Annotated in this window: 21 protein-coding genes and 2 tRNA genes; 4 read left to right on the forward strand and 19 right to left on the reverse strand. The window is 63.0% G+C overall.

Features of this window, described 5'->3' with window-relative positions; translation table 11 throughout:
- Positions 1-18 precede the first annotated feature (18 nt).
- The 4 genes from VVT58_RS04205 to VVT58_RS04220 form a co-directional block, all read right to left on the reverse strand.
- A complete protein-coding gene (locus VVT58_RS04205; RefSeq protein ID WP_405053721.1) occupies positions 19-1,221 on the reverse strand; it encodes a hypothetical protein in 1,203 nt (400 codons plus the stop codon).
- 274 nt (positions 1,222-1,495) lie between these two features.
- The gene (locus VVT58_RS04210) at positions 1,496-1,693 is read right to left on the reverse strand and encodes a hypothetical protein (RefSeq protein WP_140404572.1); all 198 of its coding nucleotides are present in this window, start codon (positions 1,691-1,693) and stop codon (positions 1,496-1,498) included.
- 285 nt (positions 1,694-1,978) lie between these two features.
- Positions 1,979-3,370 (reverse strand): sugar transferase, encoded by a 1,392-nt coding sequence (locus VVT58_RS04215; RefSeq protein ID WP_327754044.1) that lies wholly within the window; start codon positions 3,368-3,370, stop codon positions 1,979-1,981.
- 282 nt (positions 3,371-3,652) lie between these two features.
- Complete coding sequence (locus VVT58_RS04220) at positions 3,653-3,886, reverse strand: hypothetical protein (RefSeq protein WP_066558005.1); 234 nt, start codon at positions 3,884-3,886, stop codon at positions 3,653-3,655.
- Between the two features lie 160 nt (positions 3,887-4,046).
- On the opposite strand from VVT58_RS04220, the gene VVT58_RS04225 reads away from it, so the two are divergent.
- Complete coding sequence (locus VVT58_RS04225) at positions 4,047-4,517, forward strand: Lrp/AsnC family transcriptional regulator (RefSeq protein ID WP_327754272.1); 471 nt, start codon at positions 4,047-4,049, stop codon at positions 4,515-4,517.
- A 96-nt stretch (positions 4,518-4,613) separates the two neighbouring features.
- Here VVT58_RS04225 and VVT58_RS04230 read toward each other — a convergent pair.
- From VVT58_RS04230 to VVT58_RS04260, 7 genes are all read right to left on the reverse strand, one after another.
- A tRNA-Lys gene (locus VVT58_RS04230) sits at positions 4,614-4,689 on the reverse strand.
- 37 nt (positions 4,690-4,726) lie between these two features.
- Positions 4,727-4,802: transfer RNA gene (locus tag VVT58_RS04235), tRNA-Lys, on the reverse strand.
- A 136-nt stretch (positions 4,803-4,938) separates the two neighbouring features.
- Positions 4,939-6,051 carry a rod shape-determining protein RodA gene (rodA, locus tag VVT58_RS04240; RefSeq protein ID WP_327754043.1) on the reverse strand — a complete coding sequence of 371 codons (1,113 nt, stop codon included), beginning with the start codon at positions 6,049-6,051 and terminating at the stop codon, positions 4,939-4,941.
- Positions 6,048-8,135, reverse strand: a complete 2,088-nt coding sequence (mrdA, locus tag VVT58_RS04245; protein WP_327754042.1) for a penicillin-binding protein 2 — start codon at positions 8,133-8,135, stop codon at positions 6,048-6,050. The genes rodA and mrdA overlap by 4 nt, the downstream gene beginning before the upstream one ends.
- Positions 8,132-8,659 carry a rod shape-determining protein MreD gene (locus VVT58_RS04250; RefSeq protein WP_066557999.1) on the reverse strand — a complete coding sequence of 176 codons (528 nt, stop codon included), beginning with the start codon at positions 8,657-8,659 and terminating at the stop codon, positions 8,132-8,134. Before VVT58_RS04250 ends, mrdA begins: the two co-directional genes overlap by 4 nt.
- Complete coding sequence (gene mreC / locus VVT58_RS04255; RefSeq protein ID WP_327754041.1) at positions 8,656-9,585, reverse strand: rod shape-determining protein MreC; 930 nt, start codon at positions 9,583-9,585, stop codon at positions 8,656-8,658. The genes VVT58_RS04250 and mreC overlap by 4 nt, the downstream gene beginning before the upstream one ends.
- Before the next feature lie 9 nt (positions 9,586-9,594).
- The gene (locus VVT58_RS04260) at positions 9,595-10,641 is read right to left on the reverse strand and encodes a rod shape-determining protein (protein ID WP_007685698.1); all 1,047 of its coding nucleotides are present in this window, start codon (positions 10,639-10,641) and stop codon (positions 9,595-9,597) included.
- Between the two features lie 147 nt (positions 10,642-10,788).
- Between VVT58_RS04260 and mutL the strand changes: the two genes are divergently transcribed.
- Complete coding sequence (mutL, locus tag VVT58_RS04265) at positions 10,789-12,561, forward strand: DNA mismatch repair endonuclease MutL (protein ID WP_327754040.1); 1,773 nt, start codon at positions 10,789-10,791, stop codon at positions 12,559-12,561.
- 67 nt (positions 12,562-12,628) lie between these two features.
- The gene (locus VVT58_RS04270; RefSeq protein WP_327754039.1) at positions 12,629-13,141 is read left to right on the forward strand and encodes a hypothetical protein; all 513 of its coding nucleotides are present in this window, start codon (positions 12,629-12,631) and stop codon (positions 13,139-13,141) included.
- A 1-nt stretch (position 13,142) separates the two neighbouring features.
- On the opposite strand, the gene VVT58_RS04275 is transcribed toward VVT58_RS04270, so the two are convergent.
- Together VVT58_RS04275 and VVT58_RS04280 are read right to left on the reverse strand one after the other, a co-directional pair.
- A complete protein-coding gene (locus tag VVT58_RS04275) occupies positions 13,143-13,607 on the reverse strand; it encodes a MaoC family dehydratase (RefSeq protein ID WP_327754038.1) in 465 nt (154 codons plus the stop codon).
- 51 nt (positions 13,608-13,658) lie between these two features.
- Positions 13,659-14,933: an ectonucleotide pyrophosphatase/phosphodiesterase gene (locus VVT58_RS04280; protein ID WP_327754037.1), complete on the reverse strand. Its 1,275-nt coding sequence runs from the start codon at positions 14,931-14,933 to the stop codon at positions 13,659-13,661.
- 254 nt (positions 14,934-15,187) lie between these two features.
- On the opposite strand from VVT58_RS04280, the gene VVT58_RS04285 reads away from it, so the two are divergent.
- On the forward strand, positions 15,188-16,129 hold the full coding sequence (locus tag VVT58_RS04285; RefSeq protein WP_327754298.1) for an IS110 family transposase: 942 nt from the start codon (positions 15,188-15,190) through the stop codon (positions 16,127-16,129).
- A gap of 182 nt (positions 16,130-16,311) precedes the next feature.
- Here VVT58_RS04285 and VVT58_RS04290 read toward each other — a convergent pair whose 3' ends face one another.
- The 6 genes from VVT58_RS04290 to VVT58_RS04315 all read right to left on the reverse strand — a co-directional run bounded on the left by VVT58_RS04290 (position 16,312) and on the right by VVT58_RS04315 (position 22,084).
- Complete coding sequence (locus tag VVT58_RS04290; protein WP_327754706.1) at positions 16,312-16,836, reverse strand: DNA-deoxyinosine glycosylase; 525 nt, start codon at positions 16,834-16,836, stop codon at positions 16,312-16,314.
- A 7-nt stretch (positions 16,837-16,843) separates the two neighbouring features.
- Positions 16,844-17,944 (reverse strand): redox-regulated ATPase YchF, encoded by a 1,101-nt coding sequence (gene ychF, locus VVT58_RS04295; protein WP_087574800.1) that lies wholly within the window; start codon positions 17,942-17,944, stop codon positions 16,844-16,846.
- A gap of 121 nt (positions 17,945-18,065) precedes the next feature.
- Positions 18,066-19,694, reverse strand: a complete 1,629-nt coding sequence (locus VVT58_RS04300; protein WP_327754707.1) for an alpha-D-glucose phosphate-specific phosphoglucomutase — start codon at positions 19,692-19,694, stop codon at positions 18,066-18,068.
- Between the two features lie 112 nt (positions 19,695-19,806).
- On the reverse strand, positions 19,807-20,376 hold the full coding sequence (gene pth, locus VVT58_RS04305) for an aminoacyl-tRNA hydrolase (protein ID WP_327754708.1): 570 nt from the start codon (positions 20,374-20,376) through the stop codon (positions 19,807-19,809).
- Between the two features lie 88 nt (positions 20,377-20,464).
- Positions 20,465-21,079: a 50S ribosomal protein L25/general stress protein Ctc gene (locus VVT58_RS04310; RefSeq protein WP_066557977.1), complete on the reverse strand. Its 615-nt coding sequence runs from the start codon at positions 21,077-21,079 to the stop codon at positions 20,465-20,467.
- Between the two features lie 108 nt (positions 21,080-21,187).
- A complete protein-coding gene (locus VVT58_RS04315; RefSeq protein ID WP_327754709.1) occupies positions 21,188-22,084 on the reverse strand; it encodes a TraB/GumN family protein in 897 nt (298 codons plus the stop codon).

Genomic DNA, 22,084 nt, shown 5'->3' on the forward strand with positions numbered 1-22,084 from the left:
TCCCAATATGGTGAGGATCTAAAAATGCAGAGCTGCGCCCAGCGTCACTTGCGTACCGCTATAATTGGATACGCTGGTGTCCGTTCTGCGGACGTAATGCTGGGCGTCGAGCGTAAGATCGAAGCGGTCCGAAAGTTTCCTCGTCAACATGGCGCCGAAGCGACGATTGCGATCAGCCGTGATCGAATAGGGACGAAGCGCCGCATCCTGCCGGAATTTGCGCCGGTCCCACTCCGCATATAGCCCGGCTGAGGTGAGTTCGGAGATCGAGAATTCGCCTTGGATGCGATAGCTGGTGTCGATGGCGAAACCGCTGGCGATCAGGCTGTCGTTGATGATCGCCCGCTCGGTCGTGGCGGTCAGTTTCAGGCGCGGAATGGCTTGGGTGGAAAGGCTAACCTTCCAGCCCAGTCCATTATAGCCGCCCACTGCCGTGCTGTCGCTGTTCACGTCCAGCCAGCGCAGATCGGCGTCGATCTGCGTGATCGGCGTTACGGCGCGCTGGAAACGGACGCCATAGCTGTTGATCCGGTTCTCAATCCCCAGCGTGTCGCGCTTGCTGTTCACCCGCTCATAATAAGCGGTCAGCGTCCCGAGGCTGGGCATGGAATAGCCCACGCCGCCCATGAAGGTATCGCTGGTCTGATCGGCATAGTCGAACGCAGCGGCGTTGCGCGTCGTGTCATGTTCATAGCTCGCCACCGGAAACAGCCCCGGCCGCTCGCAGGTGAAATCGGCGCCGATAGTCGCAAATTTCTGGAGATTTTCCGTGGCCGAGTTGATGTCGCCATAATCGGCCCGCTGCTGGCGATAGGCCGCCCGGGGCGTGATCAGGCAGGTGGCGCCGAAGCGGATATTCGCCTTCGCCTCCGTATCCAGCCGCAACTTGCTGCGCTGGCCCTCGGAAATGAAGCGGTCGTAACCGATCTTGCCGCGCAGTAATATGTCGTGCCGCCCGATCGGCCTGCCAAAAGTGGCCTCCACCGAAGGCGTCACGATCAGATCGTCGGTCGGATTTTCCACCCGGTCGTCCACGCGATAGACATTGTCATCATAGAGAAGGTCGAGCCCGGCGGTCAGATGAAGACCATATTGTTTGAGGCGCTTTTCCTCTTCCGGATTCTGGACGCGTTTCTGCACAGTCGTTCCGTCATCATTCTGCGCATGCAGAACGGAAGGAACGGCCGCAACAATTGACGCACCACTTAGCGCAGCGGCCATGAAGGTGCGCGACCATTGGAATTCGTTTTTGCAGGGCGCAGAAAACCTGCCCCGCAAATGTGGTTCATTGCATATTGTCAATCTTCGACCCTTATTGCATTGCAGCAATTCGGTCATGCTATAGGGATTTCACCGTAACGCCACTGCCTGGAAAGCAGCTTATCGTGTCAAAACAACGGCTCAGGTCATCGCAAAAGAGGGCGCGCCGGGACCGTCCCGCCGCACCCTGAAGCTGTTAATCTGGGAGAAAGCTTGGAGGCTTGAGCGATTCCGCTCAGACGACCAGCCAGACGATCGCCGCCACCGCTCCGACGAAAGCAAGAATGCCCGCCCAGCGCGAGACGAACTGCACGCCCTGTTCGGCTCGATCGACAAAAGTGATGCCATCGACATGCGTCGGAATGTCCCGACGGACCTCTGCCGTTTCGATCAACGTAGGTGCCACTGCCGCCACTGCAAAATCTTCCGCCACGTCGCTGTTCCCGCCGCCCGATTGGTGATGACGGACATATCCGATTTTGCGGTTAACAAATAGTTGGGAAGGGAAGGGCGACGACATCAATTCGTCGCATATGACAGCCAGGGATCACCGAATCATTAATCTGGGATAAGATATTTTGCGGTAAGGCGTTTGCGGCAACAATTCGTCGTGAATTTCGTTTTTCTTGCGGAACCTTTTTGCGCTCTTTGCGTCTTTGGCGCTTCTTCGAGTCGTTTCTATCAAATCCTCCCCATGTAGGGAGGATGGGAAGTGCCACTAATAGGCGTTCTTGTGCACCAGGACGTTGAGCGTCCCGAACAGGATCGCAATATCGCGCGTCAGGCTCCAGCCGTGCAGATATTCCAGATCCGCCTCGACGCGGTTCAATATGTCGCGCCGCGTTTCGGTCGCGCCCCGGAACCCACGGATCTGCGCCAGGCCAGTAATCCCCGGCTTCAGCGCATGGCGGTGCCAATATTGCCGATCGACCTGCCAGAAAAGCTGTTCCTCCGCCGTCGACCCCAGTGCATGGGGGCGCGGCCCCACCAGGCTCATCTCGCCCAGCAGCACATTGATGAGCTGCGGCAGTTCATCGATGCTGGTCTTGCGGATGAAGGCGCCGATCCGCGTGATCCGATTGTCGTCCCGCTGCGTCGAAGTGGCGCCAGCGGCGTCGCATTGCTCCACCTTCATGCTGCGGAATTTCAGGATATGGAACAGCATGTTGCCGCGCCCGATCCGCTCCTGCCGGAAGAAGACTGGCCCCGGCGAATCCAGCTTGATGAGGATCGCTATGACCGCCATCAGCGGGGCGAGCGCGATCAGCACCGGCACCGTCAACGCGATGTCGAGCAACCGCTTCTTCGCCCGGTTGGCGAGGTTCAGCGGCCCGCGCGACACCACCAAAGTCGGCGTCCCGCGATAGGCCTGCACGGCGAGCGGCGCCATCGGGTCCAGTTCCGGCACGATGATCTCGCCCAATATGTTGCCGCCCTTGAGCATCTGCGCCCAGTCGGCCTTGCGCTCGGCGGGGCAGGAGATCACGGCGCGATCATAATCGCGCAGCAGCGTCCCCAGCCGATGCAGCATATAGGGATCGTCCAGATCGGCCCGCAGCCCGATCGCACCCGCATCCACGATCACCATGCCGCTGACATCGTCGGGAATGACGCCGTCATCGATGATCAGCAACTGCGCGAACAGTCCATCGGCAAAGTTCCGGCGAACCGTGTGCACGATCATCAATCGTTGCAGAACGAGCAAAGTCCCGCTGCACAAGATTCCGGCCGAAATGCCCAGGCGCGACAATTGCCCGGTCGCCTTCAGGGAGAACAGGACGAACAGGAAGATCAGCAATGTTCCTGCGAAGGCCATGGTCGCGCTGCGGCAGGACTGCGTCATGCGCGTCAGGCAATGGGGATTATAGGCCTGATTATGGAAAGCCAGGACGGCATAGACGATCATGCCGCCCGCCAGCGGCGGCCATTGCCCGTCCGACAGCCATGGTAAGCCGGCAGCGCGCAGCCCGAAGGCAAAGCCCGTCGCGAGCGCGGCCATATCAGCGACCAGCAGCAACACGCACAACCAAAGCCGCGCATTCCGTTGACCGGCGGCTGTAGCGGGCTGGCGACTGGGAACACCTTTGATCGCCAGATCAATTTTCGACATCTGCAACCCTTTTTATGTCTTGACGTCAAGCTGGGCACCGCCGCGCGGCAGTGTGTTAACCATCAGACATCCGCAGCATTTTGATTTATGTTGCGCAGCAGCAGGACATAAATGGGAGGGGCTGACAATCGGGGGCGGGATGCGTGGACCCGCTTTTCCGATGATCCGTTTGTTCTGAAAGACGCTCTGCCCCAGATTTGCGACGACCTGAATTAAGTGTTTGCCCCTCATCGATGGGTTGGGCGCCTGGCAGACCCCCTCAAACCCGAATCACGAGCAGGATCAGCGGATTATCCACCAGCCCAGCAAACAGAGCGCCAGGAGCAGAGCGATCGGTCCGGCCCAACGCGATAGCCGCTGGATCGCAGCCTCCGCTCCCTCATGCGAAAATTGCCACCACTGCCGCGCGCCTTTGCCATCTCCATTTTCGCGAAGCACCGGATCATGCTGAGGTACGGCGGGGGCCGCCTTCGTGCCGCTGCTCTTGTCTTGGGGCTGAGGAGAAAGGTCGATCATTTTACGCAGCCCCAGTCACCTGATGCGACCTGCCGACAGAATAGCCCTACTGGCCGAAAAGGAAAGCGATTTGGGGACCGCTGTCAGGGTAAAAGCATCCGCGGCGGATCATTCCAATCGGCGCTTGGATGAAATACGCGCCATGGCTATCCTGCCGATCATGAAACAGGATCGCCAGATAGACGCCATCGACCGGAAGATCATCGCGGCCCTGCAGGAAGATGCGACGCTCAGCCATGCCGATCTGGCCGAGCGGGTGGGGGCGTCCAGCGCCTCCTGCTGGCGCCGGATCAAGGCGCTGGAGGCTGCGGGTATCCTCGCCGGTACGGTTCGGCTGGTCGATCCGGAGAAGGTCGGGCGCGGCGTCAACGTCCTTTGCAACATCCGCATGCGCAGTCACGCGCAGGAAGCGCGCCGCGCCTTCGAGCAATTTGTCGACGGCCGCCCGGAAATCGTCGAATGCTTCTCCATGTCCGGAGAATGGGACTATCTGCTGCGCGTGGTCGTTGCGGATGTCGCTGACTATAACCGTTTCCTGATGATGACCCTGCTGGGCCATCCCTCAGTCGCGGGCGCGGCCTCCCACTTCGCCCTGTCCATGACGAAGTTCACCACCGCCTTGCCGGTCTGATCAGAGGCCTGGGTTAAGAGGAGCGCCTATCAAAGGAGCTGAGTGCTGGCTATGGAGAAACAAATATGCGGCAGGATCTGGTGCACGCACTTTTTTTGGTGGACGCACTAGGGCTCGAACCTAGGACCCGCTGATTAAGAGTCAGCTGCTCTACCAACTGAGCTATGCGTCCACGCCGGTTTCGGCTTGCGCCTTGATCCGCAGGAATTTGGTGGACGCACTAGGGCTCGAACCTAGGACCCGCTGATTAAGAGTCAGCTGCTCTACCAACTGAGCTATGCGTCCACACCTGCTTTCGGCTAGTCCCGGATGGGCCGTCGCCTTGGCGTGGGCGGGCTGTTAGCAGTCGCATCGGACTTTGCAAACAGGAAATCGCCCAGCGCGGCAAATTTTTGCAAACAGGGGCGTTCCGCTCCCGATTTCAACCCCAGCTTCCCGGCCGGCTGCGCCGCCGTCCCGACCGCTCGATGGCCATGACGATGCCGACGCACAGCATGACCGTCAGCATCGACGATCCGCCATAGGACATGAAGGGCAGGGGGATGCCCACCACCGGCGCCAGGCCCATGACCATCATCAGATTGATCGCGACATAGAAGAAGATCGTCGTGGTCAGCCCCGCCGCCACCAGCCGCGCATATTTGTCCTGCGCGCGCATCGACACGCCGATCCCCCAGCGGAACAGCAGCATGAAGGCGCCGATCAGCAGCACGCCGCCCATCAGCCCCCATTCCTCCGCCATGGTGGCGAAGACGAAATCGGTATGCCCCTCGGGCAGATAGTCGAGATGGCTCTGCGTGCCCTGCAGGAACCCCTTGCCGAATATGCCGCCTGATCCGATCGCGATCTTCGACTGGCTGATATGATAGCCCGCGCCCAGCGGGTCGCTCTCCGGGTCCATGAAGATCAGGACACGGTTCTTCTGATAATCGTGCAGGAAGCTGAAGGCGATGGGGACGATGGCGGCGAAGGTCAGTCCCGATCCGACGAACAGCCGCAGCGGCAATCCCGCGAGGAACATCACCGTCACCCCGCCCGCCGCGATCATCGTCGCGGTGCCAAGGTCGGGCTGCACCAGCACCAGCATGAAGGGCACGCCGATCAACACCAGTGCCGGCCAGATGGCATTCCAGCGCCTTATTTCCCCCACTGGCAGCAAAGCATAGAAACGCGCGACCGCAAGCACGATGATCGGCTTCATGAATTCGGAAGGCTGCAACTGCATGAAGCCGAGGTTGATCCATCGTTGGCTGCCCCCGGCGACCCCGCCGATCAGTTCGACCAAAAACAGGGCGGCCAGCACGAGGCCATAGGCGGGGAAAGCGAAGCGGGCGAATGTCCGCAGCGGAATGCGGCTCAGCACCAGCGCCATGCCGGCAAAGACGACGAAGCGCACGCCCTGATTGATCGCCCAGGGCGTGATGCTGCCCCCGGCGGCGCTGTACAGAACCAGCGTCCCGAACCCCGCAATGGCGAGCAATATGCCCAGCACGCGCCAGGGAAATTCGGTCAGGGGCTCTGGAACGATGCTCATCGCGCTGTGTCCGCCGGAGGGGGCGCATCGTCGGCATCGGCCGGAGCGGTTGGCGCTGGCGTCGGGGGCGGGAGCTGTGGCGCGGCGGTCGAGGCATTGCTGCCTTCGGCACCGTTGGCAGCATTGGCCGCCTCCGGAGGTGGTGCCTCGCCCTTCTCAATGGCTTTCGCCAGCCTGTAGGCGGCCATCTGCCGTGCCATCCGCTCGGCGGGAGGGCCGCCCCAATCCTTTTCGATCGTCTCCAGCTTCTCCATCGCCTTCGCCTGATCGAACAGGTAGGTCATGGTGTCCGCCGCAATCATCGGCGCGTCTTCGATGCGGTTGGTATGGCCGCCATGCTCAATGATGCAGGCGATGGCATAGCGCGGATTGTCGAACGGCGCGAAGCCCTGGAACAGTGCATGGTCGCGCAGCTTGAAGGGCAGGGAGGCGTTGCTGCGCACGCCGCCGCCGCGTTCGGCCATGGTGATGCGGCGGACCTGCGCCGTTCCGGTCTTCCCCGCCATCATCACGCCGGGCAGGGGAATGCGCGCCGCGCCGCCGGTGCCGCCGCCGTTCACCACCGCGCTCATCGCGTCGCGGATGGTCAGCAGATGCTCCTCATTCACGCCCACAGGCGCCGGAGAGGGTCGCTGAGCGCCGAAGATGAAGTTCGGCATCAATTGCCTGCCCGTCGCCAGCCGCGACGCCATCACGGCCATCTGCAACGGGTTGATCAGCATATAGCCCTGACCGATGGTCGCGTTGACCGTGTCGTAGACCTGCCATTTCTGATTATATTTCTTCAGCTTCCACGCCGGGTCCGGCACCGTGCCGAAGCTTTGGCTGGGGAAGGGCAGGGCGAATTTTTGTCCCATGCCCACGCGCCGGGCCATGCTGGCGATCCGGTCCATGCCGATCCGCTGCGCCATCGTGTAGAAATAGATGTCGCAGCTCTGCGCGATCGCGCCCCGCATGTTGAGCGAGCCATGGCCGCGTTTCTTGTGACAGTGGAACAGCGTGTTGCCGACCCGGATCGCGCCGGGGCAATTCACGGTATCCATGGGCGAAATCCCCGCCTCCAGCAACGCCAGCGCCACCATCGGCTTCACCGTCGATCCCGGCGGATAGAGCCCCTGCAGAGTCTTGTTGCGCAAGGGCACATGGTCGTCCTTCGACAGCATGTCCCATTCCAGATGGCTGATGCCGTCGGAAAAGCTGTTGGGATCGAAGCTGGGCATCGACGCCATGGCCAGCACATCGCCATTATGGCAGTCGATCACCACCACCGATCCGCTCTGCGTCGCCAGCCGTCGTCCGGCATATTCCTGCAAGCCCGCATCGATGGTGAGCTTGATCGGATTGCCGGGCGTGTCGGGCCGGGTGGTGAGTTCCCGCACGATCTTGCCCCGAGCGGTCACCTCCACCCGCTTCGCGCCCGGCTTGCCGGTCAGTTCCCTGTCGAACGACCGCTCCAACCCATCCTTGCCGACCTTGAAGCCCGGCGTGATCAGCAGCGGATCCTTGCGCTCCTCATAATCCTTGGCCGACGCTGCGCCGACATAGCCCAGCAGATGGCCAACCGTGGCCCCGCCGGGATAGTTGCGCGAAAAGCCCTGGTTGGGCGCGACCCCCGGCAGGTCGGGCAGCCGCACGCTGACCGCCGCATATTGATCATAGGTCAGCTTTTCCGCCACCTGCACCGGCCGGAAGCCGGCCGACTTGTCCAGCTCTTCCCTGATCCGGTCGACCTCGTCATCGCTCAGCGCCAGCAGATGGGCCAGGCTGCGGATCGTGTTCTCCGCATCCGTCACCCGCTCCGGGATCAGGTCGACGCGAAAGTCCGTCCGGTTGTTCGCCAGCGGCCGCCCGTTGCGGTCGATGATCCATCCCCGTCGCGGCGGAATCAGCGTCAGATTGACGCGATTGCTCTCCGACAGCAGATTATATTTCTCGTTCTCCGCGACGCTGATCCAGCCCATCCGCCCGACCAGCAACGCCCCGACCGCCCCCTGCAATCCACCCACGACCATCGCGCGGCGCGTGAAGGTGAAGGACAGGGAGGCTTCGGTAACGGTTTTCTTCTTGAGCAGGGGCAGCTTCATGCCATCACGCGCCAGCTATCGATCCGGGCGCATTGCCGGACGACGAAGGGAAAGAGCAGGACCGTCCAAAGCATTTGCGGCGCAACCAGCAACAGCTTGATACTTCCTCCGCCGGTGATCCGCGCGAAGAAAACGCCGCCGGCGATGCAGAAGATAATCGCCATGGACGCGATTAACCAGTCCTGCCGATAGCTTCGCCAAACCATACGATGCTCGACCGCATCGATGCCGATCAGGGTGATGGTCCACAGGCACATGGCCGACCCGATCGGCTGGCCGCTGGCAATGTCATCGAACAGGCCGAGCGGCACGCCGATCCAGGTTCGCCACAAGTCTGGACGCAGCAGCCGCCAGGACAGCAGCAGCAACAGGCCGAAAGGCGGCATGACCGGCGATTGCGCGATGACCGGCAGGGCCGTCACCAGCGATCCCAGCATCACCGTGATGACCGGCGTTCCCGCCAGCCGAAAGCGCGAAGGGTGGCGGCCCAGGCGGGGCACATGCTGCAGATGCGGGTCGATCATGGCGGTGGCGTACCGACGGCCGCATTTTCCGCCGCTTCCGGCTCGAACGGCGTGGCCGATGCATTGACGTCGGTCCGCGTCACCGTTTCCTCGAAGGAGCGCTCGACCACCACGGCATCGACCTTGGACGGATTGGCAAGGGGCACGCCATAGGCGATCTCGCCCTCGATCCGCACGATCACCGCCACCGGAATATTGGGCTGATAGACCCCGCCGATCCCAGACGTCACCAGCAGGTCGCCGGGCTTGAAGGGGTTGCGCCCCGCCGCGAGCGCCCGGATTTCCAATGTCCCATCGCCAAGCCCGGTGGAAATGGCAGGCACGCTGTCGTTGGCCCGGCGCACCGGCACGATATTGCTGGTGTCGGTCAACAGCAGCACCTCCGCCGTATTGGGCGTGGTGATGTGGATGCGCCCGATCAACCCCTCCGGTGCGCGCACAGGCATGCCCGGCCGTACCCCCTGCCAACGCCCGGCATTGAGCCGCGCAAACCGCCTCGTGCTGGAGGAGGAGGAGGCGATCAACCGCGCCGTGAGCAATTCGCTGCCATCATCCTCGACAAGCTTGAGCAGTTTCTTGAGCCGCAGATTTTCCTGCGCGACCGCCTGCGCCTCGATGATCCGGTTGCGGTCCGCCTCCACCTGCCGCCGCAGGCCCACATTCTGCGACCCCGCGTGCCAATAGCTGGCCAGCACTTCATCGATCGAGGCGACCCCGCTCACCATATTCTTCAAGGTCACGGACGCCGGACGCGTCACTTCCGCCGTCGCGATGCGGATCGCGGCGAAGCCGGTCGGATCGAAAACGGCGACAACCACCAGAAGCAGGCCGACGGCGGCGCCGGTCATCGCCACGACATAGCTGGCGAAGAGGCTATATTGCGCCTTCCGGTTGTGCCCGGGGCGTCGGCTGGGTGGCCGCGCCATGCTTTCCCCTTAAGCGGTCTGGAGAACGCCCCGGAAGATCGGATCTTCCATTGCGCGGCCCGTGCCGATCGCGACGCAGGTCAACGGATCTTCAGCGATGGTGACGGGCAGGCCGGTCTCGTCGCGCAGCTCGTCGTCCAGCCCCTTGAGCAGCGCGCCGCCGCCGGTCAGCACGATGCCCTGATCGACGATGTCCGCCGCCAGCTCCGGCGCGGTGTTTTCCAGCGCGATACGGACGCCCTCGACGATGGTGCTGATCGGCTCGGCCAGCGCATCCGCGATCTGGCCCTGATTGATCGAGATTTCCTTGGGCACGCCGTTCACCAGATCGCGGCCCTTGATGTGGATCGTCTCGCCCACGCCGTCCTCGGGCGGCTGGGCCACGCCGAACTGCTTCTTGATCCGTTCGGCGGTCGCTTCACCGATGAGCAGATTGTGGTGACGGCGCACGAAGGACACGATCGCCTCGTCCATCTTGTCGCCGCCCACGCGAACGGAGGTGGTGTAGGCCAGACCCCGCAGCGACAGCACCGCGACTTCGGTCGTGCCGCCGCCGATATCGACCACCATGGAGCCGATCGGTTCGGTCACGGGCATGTCGGCGCCGATCGCGGCGGCCATGGGTTCCTCGATCAGGAAAACCTGGGATGCGCCGGCATTGCTCGCCGCATCGCGAATCGCGCGGCGCTCGACGCTGGTCGAGCCCGACGGCACGCAGATCACGATTTCCGGGAAGCGCCAAGGCCGTGACTTGCCGCCATGCACCTTGGTGATGAAATGCTTGATCATCTGCTCGGCCACGTCGATGTCCGCGATCACGCCGTCTCGCAGCGGCCGGATCGCCTCGATCGAATCGGGGGTCTTGCCCATCATCAGCTTGGCGTCGTCACCGACCGCTTTCACCCGCTTCACGCCGTTCAGAGTTTCGACCGCCACCACCGACGGTTCGTTGAGCACGATACCGCGCCCGCGCACATAGACCACGGTGTTCGCCGTGCCGAGGTCGATGGCCATGTCCTGGGAAGAGAGTTTGAAGAGACGCGAGAAGATCGACATGCCTGTTCCTGTTCAGCCCGCCGCCCCGGCGAAGCGAACCGGGACAGTCGGAAAGTTCGCCCCACGTTCCACCCGCCCCCTGGGTAACCAAATTTTCTTGAGGCTTGTGTCTCGCGGAAAGCGCTCGCTTGGGCTAGTCACTAATCAATGTCAATACGCCGTCTGCCCGAACATCTGGTCAATCGCATCGCCGCGGGCGAAGTGGTCGAAAGACCCGCCAGCGCGCTCAAGGAAATCGTTGAAAATGCAGTGGATGCCGGATCGCGCCGGATCGCCATCCGCATTTCCAATGGCGGTCTCGACCGGATCGAGGTGAGCGACGACGGTTGCGGCATGGATTCAGGAGAGATCGCGCTGGCGCTGGAACGCCACGCAACCTCCAAATTGCCCGATGACGCGATCGAAAATGTCGCCACCCTGGGTTTCCGGGGTGAAGCGCTGCCCTCCATCGCCAGCGTGGCGCGGCTCTCCATCGACAGCCGGCCGCAGGGGCGGGACGGCTGGAATCGCACCGTCGACAATGGCGTGGTGGTGAGCGAGGGTCCCGCCGCCCTGCCGCCGGGCACGCGGGTCACTGTCGAGCAGCTCTTCGCTCGCGTCCCCGCCCGCCGCAAATTCCTGCGCTCGGCCAAGGCGGAATATGCCGCTTGCCTCGACGTCATTCGCCGCCTTGCCATGGCGCACCCCGCCATCGCCTTCAGCATGGAGCATGATGGCCGCCGCGTGCTGGGCGTACAGGCCGACGAGGCGCGCGAAGACCGCGTGGCCGCACTCACCGACCGCGCGCTGGCGGACAATCATGTGATCGTCGCGCTGGAGCGGGAAGGGGTGCGCCTTTCCGGCGTAGCCTCGCTCCCGACCTATAATCGGGGCGTGGGCGACCATCAGTTCCTGTTCGTGAATGGTCGTCCGGTACGCGACCGGCTGCTCGTCGGCGCGGTGCGCGGCGCCTATGCCGACATGCTGGCGAGGGATCGGCACCCGGTCGTCGCCCTTTTCCTCGACGTCCCGCCCTTGGAGGTCGACGTCAACGTTCATCCCGCCAAGACCGAGGTCCGCTTCCGCGACCCTGCGCTGATCCGGGGCATGATCGTCTCCGGCCTGCGCCGCGCCCTTGATGCCGAAGGTTTCCGCGCTGTCCAGCATGCCGATCCCGCCGGGCTCTCCGCATGGAAACCCGAACCCGTCTCGCCCACGCCGATCGGCGCCATGCCGATCTTCGAAGCCGCTGGTGCGCCGATCCCCAGCTATGCCGTGGCCGAACGCCGTCCCAGCTTCCTCACGCCCCCGCCGCAAGCCCGCGCCGAACCCGCCGCCGCGCCCGCACCGGAAGGAAGCAGTTTCCCGCTGGGCGTTGCCCGCGGTCAGGTCGCCCGCACCTATATCGTGGCCGAAGCCGAGGATGGCCTCGTCATCGTCGATCAGCACGCCGCCCATGAGCGCCTGACGCTGGAACGTATGCGCCGCGCCATGGAAGGGCAGGGTGTTGCCGCGCAGGCGCTCCTCCTCCCCGAAGTGGTTGAACTGGATGAACCCGCCTGCGATCGGCTGGAGGCGCGGATCGCGGAACTCAAGGATTTCGGGCTCGAACTGGAACGCTTCGGTCCCGCCGCCATGCTGGTGCGCGCAACCCCCGCGATGTTGGGGCAGGGCGATGTGCAGGGATTGGTATCCGACCTGGCCGACGACCTTGCCGCCTATGACAGTGCGCTGTCCCTGAAGGAGCGTCTCGATCTGGTCGCCGCCACCATGGCCTGCCACGGCTCGGTGCGTGCAGGCCGGACCTTGAGCGTTGCGGAAATGAACGCGCTGCTCCGCGAAATGGAGATCACGCCTCGCAGCGGCCAGTGCAATCATGGTCGTCCAACCTGGGTGAAGCTGGGGCATGGCGATATCGAGAAGCTGTTCGGGCGGAAGTAACCGCCCCAATCCAACGGAAGCGCAGAGCGGAAATGCGCGATATGGGACCAGCAGAAAGGATCTACGAATGAAGCGGCTTGCCTTCCTCCTGGCCCTCACCCCGTTTAGCGTGCAAGCCGCGCCTGATCCCTGTGCCAGCCCGCCATCCCTGGCCGAACCCTGGACAAGCTGGACCCAAAGCGGCAAAGCCACCGCCGGCGCAACAGGCTCCACCGCGCCGCGCCTTATCCTTGGCAAGCCGGTCACGGCAATGCTCCGCCCCGGCGCGCAGGTCCAGTTCGTCGTTCGGCCTGGTAAGGTCATCCCCAAAAGCTATGCCGGCCTCTTCACCTTGGCGGTCAAGGATGCGGCGCGCATCGGCATAGCCCTGTCCGAAGGCGCCTGGGTGGATGTCGCCACCGGCACGACCGCACTGACCTCCACCGCTCATGACCATGGTCCGGCCTGCTCCGGCATTCGCAAGATCGTGTGGTTCGACCTGCCGCCGGGCCTTCACACCATCCAGATTACCGGCGCACCCAAGCCGTCGATCCGCATCATGGCCGCCGACGCCCGCGCTAACCAGCCACAGCCGCGTTGAATCAGGCCGGTCGGGTCCGGAACATGGCGATGGGCTTCATCGACAGCACCGGCTCGTCGCGCTGGTTGAACAAGGTGACGTGGGTCTTGACGCTTCCCATTTCCGGCCGGCTGCGCGAAGCCCTGACCTCTATCACCTCCGAAACTCCGCGGAGCGTGTCGCCCGGTCGAACAGGTCGCAGCCAGCGCAATTCGTCCACGCCCAGCGCGCCCAGGCTCGCCGATTGAACGCCCGGATTGCGCTGCCATTCCGCGACTATCATCTTCATCGATAGCGCGGTGGTATGCCATCCGCTGGACGCCAGACTGCCGAAATGGGTCTCGGCTGCTCCGTCGTCGGAAAGGTGAAAGGGCTGCGGATCGAACTGCTGGGCAAAGGCGATGATCTCCTCCCGGCTGATGGTGATCGGGCCGAACTCGCTCCTGTCACCCACCGCCACATCTTCGAAATAGACGATCTCGCTCATACCCGTTTCCTTCTGCAACGGGTGAAGAAGTAGTTTACGTTAACGAAAACGTCAATGCTTAACCAGCCCCTCTAGAACCGCCGGATCGCCGTCGCCCGGCAGGGGCCGAATTCCCAGCAGACGGACCAGCAAAGGATAGACATCGACATTGGCGAAGCCTGCTGGGGGTCGGAAATGGCTGTCAAAGCCGGGGCCATGGGCGATGAACAGCGCCTGCATTTCCGGCGCCCGGTCATCCCAGCCATGATCGCCCCCGACGAAAGATTTTGCGGGGGCGGTCGGCTGGATCACCCAGCCGGTCTCGGCAAGGCAGAAATAGGGCGGTATGCGCCGGTGCGATCCATAATGAAAACGGACGGGAATATCGTTTTTGCGCCAGCATTGCATATGCGGCTGCGGCTTGAGGATGGCGGCCTCCAGCGCCGCCTCATGCCCCGGCTGCGCCGCCAGGCTGGCATAAGGGCCGCTCTCGAAGATGCGATAATCGGACGGGTTGGCAACCTTTTCCATCGCTACCACCCGTTCGCTGGATTTCAGCGCCATGCCATGGTCGGACAGGATGATGAGATTGGCCGGTTGCCCCAGCGCCTTCAAACCGTCGGTGAGCATGCCGATCTGTCCGTCGACCTCCTGCACGGCCCGGTTCGTATCCGCCGCATCGGGCCCATATGTATGCCCCGCCGTGTCGACGGCATCGAAATAGAGCGTTAGAAAGCGAGGCCGGATATCGGCGGGCCGGCGCAGCAGGTCCAGCACGCCGTTCACCCGCTGCACGCCGGAAATCTCCTGATTGAACTGCGCCCAGTCGCTCGGCCGGGTGCCGCCGCTCAGCTTGTAGGGCCAGGACGGTGCCTTTGTCGCCCCCCAGGCGACGTTGGAGCCGGGCCAGAACAGAGTCGCGGTCCGTACCCCTGCCTTTTCCGCCGTTACCCAGATCGGCTCTGCCTCATTCCACCAGAAGGGATCGTCGCTCGCCATGGTGAATGTGTCGCCTGGCCGCGCCGCATCCTCCATCCTGTTGGCGACGATGCCGCTGCGGTCGGGCTGGTCGCCGGTCACGATCGCCCAGTGATTGGGAAAGGTCTTGGTCGGGAAGGATGGCCGCATCGGCGCCTCGACCCCGTCCGCCGCCAGAGCGGAGAGATGCGGCGTCACGCCTCGCTTCAGATAGTCCGGCCGAAAGCCGTCGATCGACACGAGGATTGTGACGGGCTGACGCTGCTCGACGGGCGCGAGGGTGGAAACCGGCCGCTGCTCGACCGGCGCGCAATCGCTGAGCGCGGCGAGCATGAAAAGACAGGCAAGGGTTGAGCGGCGGAAAAGCATGATGCATGCCTTAACAGCCGGACTGTGACGGTAAAGTGACGATGCTTGTCTTATGACATTGTTGTCCGTTTGGGTCAGGATGAGATGCCCGTTCCGGGGTGGCCACCCCGGAACGGGTGGAAGGGGACGGATCGCGCATCGATGCCGGTCGATCAGGGACCGGGTTAGAGTTGGATCGCCCCTTTCTTTTCCTTCAGGCCCGAACGGATACCGGGGCTTTGTGGCCCGGATGACAAGCATGGGACACGGAAAAGATGAGCAATGATCTACCACAAACCCTTGGCATCGACATCTCCAAAGCAACACTCGATTGCCATGCCCACCCTGCCTCAGCTGCCCGGCAGTTCCCCAATACCACCAAGGGCCACAAGGCGCTGATCGCATGGCTCGAACAATGGACAGTCGCGCAAATCGCCTATGAAGCAACGGGAACTTACCATCGTGCAATAGAACAGGCGCTCGCTCACATGCCCTGCGTCAGGCTCAATCCCGAACGAGCCAGACGCTTTGCTCAGGCCACCGGCACCCTCGCCAAGACCGACCGCATCGATGCCGCCCTGCTGGCCCGCATGGCAGCCACCGTGCAACCTCCCATCAGGCCAGCGCCATGTGCAAATCAGGTGCTGCTGGCCGAACTCATCAATGCCCGCGACGGACTGGTTCGGGATCGTACTGCACTCAAGAACCGAGATCAGAAACTCACCATTCCTTTCCTGAAGCGCCAGTGCAGGCAGCGCCTCGACCAGATCGCACGCCATATCGAAGCACTCGATGCTGAAATCGCCCAGATCATCGCTGCTGATCCGGCTCTGGTCCGCCGCCATAACATCCTCACCAGCATCGATGGCCTCGGAACGCTGACCGCCAATCAACTCATCGCCATCATGCCCGAACTCGGCAGCCTTGATAACAAACAGGCCGCATCACTCGCCGGTCTCGCTCCTGTCGCCAGACAGTCCGGCCAGTGGAAAGGCAAGAGCTTCATTCGAGGCGGCCGCGCAAACGTCCGCAAAGCCCTCTATATGCCTGCCCTCGTCGCTGCCCGCTTCAACCCCGATCTCAAGGCAAAATATCGACAACTCATCGCCGGCGGAAAACCACCAAAACTCGCCATCACTGCCGTCATGAGAAAGCTCATCGTCACCGCAAATGCCCTGCTCAAGGCAGATCGCATCTGGCGCAAATCACTCGCTTGACCATCACGGATACTCTAGGGCCAATCGACATTCAGATGATGACGTGCCGAAAATGGTGGTTTTTCGTGACCCTTGAAGCGAGTCACGTGCCTCGCTTCAACGCAGCGTACTAAAAGTACGTGAGCACCGGAAGCACGGAAAAGCGCCATTTGCAGGCCGTCAGGGCTGAATGTCGATTGGCCCTACGCGTCCCCGCTAAAAGGCGCGATAGCCATCCAGGCTCCGCGCTTGGCCTCCCGCGTCATGCTGGCGAAGGCGCCGGAGGAGGAGGGCAGGTCGATCAATGCCAGCCCCGGCCGTTCCCCGATCTGCTGCCGCCCATGCAGCGCCGCTGTCTTGCCGTTGAAGGCCACCGCCTCCAACGCCGGAAGCCGGTCCACGAAAGCGGACAGATCGCGCAACTCCGCCCCCCGGATCGCGCTGTCCAGACTGCCTTCCCGATCCGCGCTCTCGATCACGTCCCACAATCCGACGCGCCGCGCCTTCAGCCGCTTCAACCGCATGGCATAGGGCAGGCCGCGCAGATCCTCTCCCAGCACATCGCCCATCAGCGACCAGAAGGCGTTGCCGCGATGCGCATAATATTCGCCCTGCTTGATCGACGCGTCGCCGGGCAGGCTGCCGAGGATCAGCAACCGCGTCCTTTCGTCGACACTGGGTGGAAAGGCCGCCTTGCGCCGGGCGGGCATCTGTCCCGGCCGCAGCATGGCTGGATCAGACGTTGAAGCGGAACAGCATGATATCGCCGTCCTGCGTCACATATTCCTTGCCTTCGGAACGCCACTTGCCCGCTTCCTTGGCCCCGGTCTCGCCGTTGAACTGGACATAGTCGGCATAGGCCATGGTTTCGGCGCGGATGAAGCCCTTCTCGAAATCGGTATGGATCGCGCCCGCCGCTTGAGGCGCTTTCGACCCCTTGAAGACGGTCCAGGCGCGGGCTTCCTTCGGTCCGACGGTGAAGAAGGTGATGAGGCCCAGCAACTCGTACCCCGCCCGGATGATGCGAGCCAGACCCGCTTCCTCCAGCCCCAGCGCCTCCAGATATTCCGCGCGCTCCTCGACCGGCATGGTGATCAGCTCTGCCTCGATGGCCGCCGACACGATCACCGCCTTGGCGCCCTCGGCTGCCGCCTTCTCGAACACGCGCGCCGAATGGGCATTGCCCTGCGCCGCGCTGTCCTCCTCGACATTGCAGACATAGAGGACCGGCTTAGCGGTCAAGAGCTGCGCCTGACGGAAGATGCGCTCTTCCTCATCGTCGCCCGGCTGGGTCAGCCGCGCAGGCTTGCCGTCGCGCAGCAGGTCCAGCGCCTTGCTCAGCACGGAAGCCGCGGCCTTCGCCTCCTTGTCGCCCTGCGCCGCCTTCTTGGCGAAGTTCGGCACGCGCTTTTCCAGGGACTCAAGGTCCGCGAGCATCAGTTCGGTCTCGACCGTCTCTGCGTCGGCAATGGGATCGACCTTGCCCTCGACATGGGTGATGTCGTCATCCTCGAAGCATCGCAGCACATGGACGATCGCGTCCACCTCGCGAATGTTCGCCAGGAACTGGTTGCCCAGCCCTTCGCCCTTAGACGCGCCGCGCACCAGCCCTGCAATGTCCACGAAGGCCAACTGCGTCTCGATGATCTTGGCCGATCCGCCGATCTTGGCGATGGTCTGAAGCCGTTCGTCCGGCACGGCGACCTGCCCGACATTGGGTTCTATGGTGCAGAAGGGATAGTTCGCCGCCTGCGCCGCCTGCGTCTCGGTCAGCGCATTGAACAGGGTGGACTTGCCCACATTGGGAAGCCCGACGATACCGCAACGAAAACCCATGGAACTGCCTTCACGTCAAAATGATTGGCCGCGCCGATAGCGCTTTCGCCGGTGTTTGGCCAGTTCAGAGTGCCTGATGACGAGAGTGATATTCCCGAAAGCCAAGCATTGACGAGCGGGATCAGGTAATGACGCTCGGCCGATCCATCCCGGTGAAGCCCGAAATATCCGCGACTTCCTGCGCCGCCTTGACCAGCGGCGCCAGCGCTTCGCCGGTTTCCAGCGCCAGATCGCCATCCGCCCCGACATAGCGCTCTATATAGACACGCAAAGTCGCGCCTTCCGTACCTGTGCCGGAAAGCCGGAACACCACCCGCGATCCATCCTCGAACAGCACGCGCACGCCCTGGTTGTGGCTGACGGACTGGTCGGTCGGATCGGTGTAGGCAAAATCGTCGGCGCTCTTCACCGTGCCGCCACTGTTCGCCGTCCCCGGCAATGCCTCCAGCTTCCCGCGAAGCGCCGCCATCAGCGCATCGGCCTTGTCCTTGGCAACGCCCTCATAATCATGCCGCGCATAATAATTGCGGCCATAGGTCGCCCAATGTTCCGTCATGATCTGCGCCGCGCTCTGCCGCCGGACGGCAAGGATATTGAGCCACAGCAGCACCGCCCAGATGCCGTCCTTCTCGCGCACATGATCGGACCCGGTGCCCGCGCTTTCCTCGCCGCAGATGGTCGCCATCCCGGCATCCAGCAGATTGCCGAAAAATTTCCAGCCCGTCGGCGTCTCATAGAGCGGAATGCCCAGCTTCTCCGCCACCCGATCCGCCGCGCCGCTGGTCGGCATCGACCGGGCAATGCCCTTGAGGCCGCCCGAATAGCCGGGCGCCAGATGCGCATTGGCCGCCAATACGGCCAGCGAATCCGAAGGCGTCACATAGCAGTGCCGCCCGATGATCAGGTTCCGGTCGCCATCGCCATCCGAAGCCGCCCCGAAATCCGGCGCGTGGGCCGCCATCATCCGGTCGTACAACGCCTTGGCGTGGACCAGATTGGGATCGGGATGATGATGACCGAAATCGGGCAGGGGTGTGGCGTTCCGCACGGTTCCCGCAGGCGCGCCCAGCCGTTTCTCGAAAATTTCGACCGCATAAGGCCCGGTGACCGCGCTCATGCTGTCGAAGGAAAGGGTGAAGCCTTCCGCGATCATCGCCCTGATGGCGGCAAAGTCGAACAGACTCTCCATCAACCCGGCATAGCCCGCCACCGGATCGACCACCTCTACGGTCATATCGCCCAACCGGCTGGCGCCAAGCGTATCGATATCGACATCGCCTGCCTCAAGGATGCGATAGCTGTCGATCGCCAGCGTCCGCGCATATATGGCGTCCGTCACCTTCTCAGGCGCGGGGCCGCCATTGGAGACGTTGTACTTGATCCCGAAATCCTCATCCGGCCCGCCCGGATTATGGCTGGCCGACAGCACCAGTCCACCAAAGGCTCCGGAAGACCGGATCAGATGCGAAGCCGCCGGCGTGGACAATATGCCGCCCTGACCCACTAGCACCCGGCCAAAACCATTGGCCGCCGCTATTTTCAGTACGATCTGGATGACCTCTCGGTTCAGATAGCGCCCATCGCCGCCCACCACCAAAGTCTGGCCTTCATAGCCCTCCAGACTGTCGAACACCGACTGGACGAAATTTTCCGCATAATGGGGCTGCTGGAAAATGCGGACCTTCTTGCGCAGGCCGGATGTACCGGGCTTCTGGTCGTCAAAAGGCTTCGTCGCGACGGTCTGTATCACCCATATCCCCTTGGGAAAGAAAGAAGTCAGATTTCCTCTATGGCCCGGACATGCGACAAACCGCAATCCACCGCCTGCGGCTCGCCGTGAGCGCAGGGCGGACGGGCGCGCATCAGTCCGCCAGCCGCAGCGCCACCTCATTCATGAACCGGGCATCATCGCCTTTTGCCAACCATTCGGCCTCCGCGCTGATCGCGCCCAGCATGTCGGCCAGCGCGTCCGTCTCGCTCTTGTGATAATTTCCCAGCACATAGCCATGCACCCGGTCCTTATGCCCCGGATGGCCGATGCCGATCCGCACCCGGCGAAACTCCGCCCCGATATGCGCATCGGTCGAACGCAGGCCATTATGCCCGGCATTGCCGCCACCGCGCTTTACCTTCACCTTCATCGGCGCAAGGTCGAGTTCGTCATGGAAGGCGGTCACGTCCTCCGGCGCCAGCTTGTAGAAGCGCATAGCTTCGCCCACCGAGCGTCCGCTTTCGTTCATGAAGGTCGCGGGTTTCAGCAGGATGATTTTTTCCGGCCCGATCCGGCCTTCCTGCACCCATCCCTGGAACTGCTTCTTCGGCGGCGAAAAGCGATGCATGTCCGCGATGACGTCGACAGCCATGAAGCCGACATTATGCCGGTTCATCGCATATTGGGTTCCGGGATTGCCCAGGCCCACCCAGATCTGCATCGCTTGTCCACTCCAAAGAAAAATCCCGCCCGCCGGGTAGGCGAGCGGGATCGAAATTTCCAGCCCTGCGGGGCTGAGGGCAAAAGGCTTATTCGCCTTCGGCCGGGGTTTCGTTGTCGCCTTCGGCGCTCTTCAGAGCCGAGGGAGCAACGATGGTCGCGACGGTGAAGTCGCTTTCGTCATGGGCGGCCTTGGCGCCCTTGGGCAGCTTGACGGCGCTGATGTGGATCGTTTCGCCCACGTCCAGGCCGGCCAGGTCGACGACGACATCGTCGGGGATCTCGGCGGCGTCGACGATCAGCTCGACCTCATGCGCGACGATGTTCAGAACGCCGCCCTTCTTGATGCCGGGCGAGGCGTCTTCATTCTCGAAGCGCACCGGCACGTTGACGTGGACGGTGGCATGTTCCGAAACGCGCAGGAAATCGGCGTGCAGCGGACGGTCGCTCACGGGGTGGAAAGCCACATCCTTGGGCAGGGTGCGAACCTTCTTGCCGCCGACTTCGACGAAGACGACCGAATTGAAGAAGTGGCCGGTGCCGAGCAGCTTGTTGAGGAGCTTTTCCTCGACGTGGATCGACTGGGGTTCTTCATTGTTACCATAGATGACGGCGGGTACGCGGCCCTCACGGCGGAGAGCGCGGGAGGCTCCCTTGCCTGCCCGATCGCGTGCCTCTGCCGACAGCGTAAGCTGCTCGCTCATTGCGTGTCTCCAAAAGCAAATTGATGTAAGCGCCCGCCACGCCTCCAGGGATGACCATGTCGGGACCGGCGCCCAATAACAGAAAAGCGCGGGAAAGCAAGGGGCGCTCTATTGCGCCCGCGTCACCTTATACCCTTCGGCTTGCAGCAGTTCGACCAGATTGCCCCTGCCGGTTAGATGCCCTGCGCCCACGGCGATGAAGGGGCGCCCCTTGAGCGCCTCCACCGCCTTCACCCAGTCACGATTGCGGTTGATCAGAACCGCCTGCTCGACCACCGGATCGGGCTCCTGACCGATCTGATCTTCCCGTGCGAGCGTGGCCATATCCCCCTTGATCCAGGCCTTGAGGATGCGGTCGTAAAGCGTCCGCATATCCTTCGCCTCATGCACGGTATCGATCAACAACCGCTGCTGCGCGGTTTCCGGAAGCGTGTCGAAGGCCCGGAATTGCCGTTTCACCGTCTCCAGCCCGCCGATCGGCTTGCCGGCATCCTTGAACGCCGCGATCAGAGCCGGTTCCACGCCATTATCCTGGCTGACATGCAGCGCCTGCTGCGCCGCTGCGGAGAGCAACATCGCCGCCGCCCAGCTCTCATAGTTGGAGAGCGCCCGTGTGGAGGTGCCGCCATCGCTGGCGATTTCCTCCAGCGCTGCCTTGTCTTCGCCCGGCACCCGCACCTCCAGCGGCGGAAGCCCCCGACTGCGCCCCATTTTCTCGAACTGCGCCAACGTCCGCGCCTGATCCTGGATTTCAGCCGATTCCAGCACCAGCCGATCGGCGCGCGCCATTGCGTCCCTGATCGGCGCCGTCTGCCATTTCACATGGTCGGGCAGCACATGAATGGTGCCGAACAGCCAGCCATCCACGCCCTTGCCCTCGACCCGCCAGAGCGCAGGCCCGCCGCCCGGAGGCGGGGCAGGGGGCTCATCCCCGCAAGCCGCAATCAGAAATAAGGCCGCCAGTCCAAGCCCCAGGGTCAGCCAACGCGCCCACAAGCGCACCAT

Origin of the sequence: Sphingobium sp. SJ10-10 (assembly GCF_036038995.2) — a bacterium.
Taxonomy (GTDB): domain Bacteria; phylum Pseudomonadota; class Alphaproteobacteria; order Sphingomonadales; family Sphingomonadaceae; genus Sphingobium.